Source organism: Microcoleus sp. BM001215392 (assembly GCF_036700185.1).
Taxonomy (GTDB): domain Bacteria; phylum Cyanobacteriota; class Cyanobacteriia; order Cyanobacteriales; family Microcoleaceae; genus Microcoleus.
In genome coordinates this window covers 1-2,192 of sequence record NZ_JAUBOJ010000425.1, presented here as the reverse complement: position 1 = coordinate 2,192, position 2,192 = coordinate 1, and the positions used below count along the sequence as shown (strand labels likewise).

Sequence of the window (2,192 nt, the reverse complement as noted above, 5' to 3'; positions counted from 1 at the left end):
AGGTGCGGATCTGTCAGATTTTCAATCTTTAGTTAGGTATTCTTCATAGCGACACACCCTACAACTGGGTTAATAGTTGACAGTTGACAGTTGACAGTTGACAGTTGATGTGTTGTGGGAGATTATAGCATATTTTTTTGTTGGGCGGAGGTTGAATTTTGGTTTCGCACGGGGGAGTCAGAAACCGGGTTTTTTCGAGAAAACTCATTACAGTTGCAGAAACGCATAAAAACCCGGTTTCTTGGATTTTGATGCGTAAGTAGTCGTAGGGTGCGGATACATGAAAAATCCCTAAATTATATCAACAATCTCGTAGCGACGCACCTTGCACGTGGGGTATGTGTAAAAAAAATTGTGCTTCACTCAGTCTAACTATTGTTTTTTAGCAAAATGTTTTATAAATTGTATAAGGTGCGGATCTGTCAGATTTTCAATCTTTAGTTAGGTATTCTTCATAGCGACACACCCTACAACTGGGTTAATAGTTGACAGTTGACAGTTGACAGTTGACAGTTGATGTGTTGTGGGAGATTATAGCATATTTTTTTGTTGGGCGGAGGTTGAATTTTGGTTTCGCACGGGGGAGTCAGAAACCGGGTTTTTTCGAGAAAACTCATTACAGTTGCAGAAACGCATAAAAACCCGGTTTCTTGGATTTTGATGCGTAAGTAGTCGTAGGGTGCGGATACATGAAAAATCCCTAAATTATATCAACAATCTCGTAGCGACGCACCTTGCACGTGGGGTATGTGTAAAAAAAATTGTGCTTCACTCAGTCTAACTATTGTTTTTTAGCAAAATGTTTTATAAATTGTATAAGGTGCGGATCTGTTAGATTTTCAATCTTTAGTTAGGTATTCTTCATAGCGACACACCCTACAACTACTAATAAAAATGTGGAACGGGCATCTTGCCCGTTCCAAAATTCACCCAAAATCCCGAACAACTTAACTGCTAAAAAGAAATAATCAAGTAACCATTCTGGAATTTAGCACCTGTAACTGATTTCCCAGTTAGCGCCGGAGGAAGCAAGATATTTCGCCGCTGATCGCCCGCTTCGATCGTCACTTCCGGCCCGGATTGAATCAATTTGATTTCTTTCTTGTCAAATCCAGGCAAAAACAAACTAACTAAACGCTGTGCAGTGTTGATGTTAATTGGTTTAGGAGCTTTCCCAGCTTCAGAAAAATCTGGCAAAGCATCAATTAACGGCTGCCAATTATTATCGCTGTGCGCCGGAACCGAAACCGCTGTCAAAGGATCGAAATCAGCAGCAATAGTTTCACTCACTGCTGCTTGATTGACAATTACACCGCCGACAGTTAAACCAATTTGTTGAGAACTTCCCCACAAATAGCGCGCAGTGCCGATCGCACTTGCATCCCCAGTCGTCACCAAATAAGCCGCCGTGCGGTTCGGATCTGCCAGCGCTTCCTTACCCTTATCCAACAGATTATCGACTTGCTTCGTAGATTGAAAAGCATTGTCTCCCGACATATCCACCGTCAACACGGTACTGACAACGGGTTGAATAAAAGGCGACAAAGCTTTCCCCAAATCCGAATCTACCAACGCTTGACGGAAGCGACGGATGTACCAGCTCAAAATTTCCGGCATTCCCAGCATCCGCAGCGTATCCATACCGCCGCTACCGTCATACACAATTACATCGTATTGTTTGCTGTCATCGTATTCCCGAAGTTCGTTCAACGCCAGCGCGCTGTCCATCCCCGGTAAAACTCCCAATTCTTGCCCGTAAATCTGCTTGAAAAACGGAGTGCGGACATATTGTGCTTCTAGTTGTTTAACTTCGTCCCACCGACGTTCTAGCAGCGGCGCGCTGTTCACCTGTACTGCTTTCAGGTTCGGGGAGATTTCCTGCGGGGTGAGAGTCAGGGGAACTCCTAGCAGAATACTCAATGCAGGGCCCGGATCTTGGCCTAGCAGCAGAACTCGTTTGCCTTGAGCCGCATATTTTTTAGCTGTGGCGATCGCGATCGTGCTGCGGCCAGTGCCGCCTTTGCCCAAAAATGTCAAAATCAAAGCCATTTTCTGTTCTCAGTGCCAAAAGCTTACTACTTAACATTTAAGCGCAACTTTCTGTTTCCTTTGTCAGTTGTCAGTGGGTAGTTGTCACTAGATCTCTTGCAAAAGTCGAAATGTATATGTAGGGGCGTAGCATTTGGGCGAAA

The 2,192-nt window shown here is 44.2% G+C and carries 1 protein-coding gene; it reads right to left on the bottom strand.

The genetic code is table 11. The features are described 5' to 3' along the window. Nucleotides 1-954: 954 nt before the first annotated feature. Nucleotides 955-2,049, bottom strand: coding sequence for a Get3/ArsA fold putative tail anchor-mediating ATPase NosAFP (locus QT974_RS29680; protein ID WP_333471975.1), 1,095 nt, complete (start codon nt 2,047-2,049; stop codon nt 955-957). Nucleotides 2,050-2,192: the final 143 nt, after the last annotated feature.

What these genes read in the sequence shown, in the direction of transcription:
- QT974_RS29680 (WP_333471975.1), bottom strand. Translation starts at nt 2,049, where the DNA reads ATGGCTTTGATTTTGACATTTTTGGGCAAAGGCGGCACTGGCCGCAGC.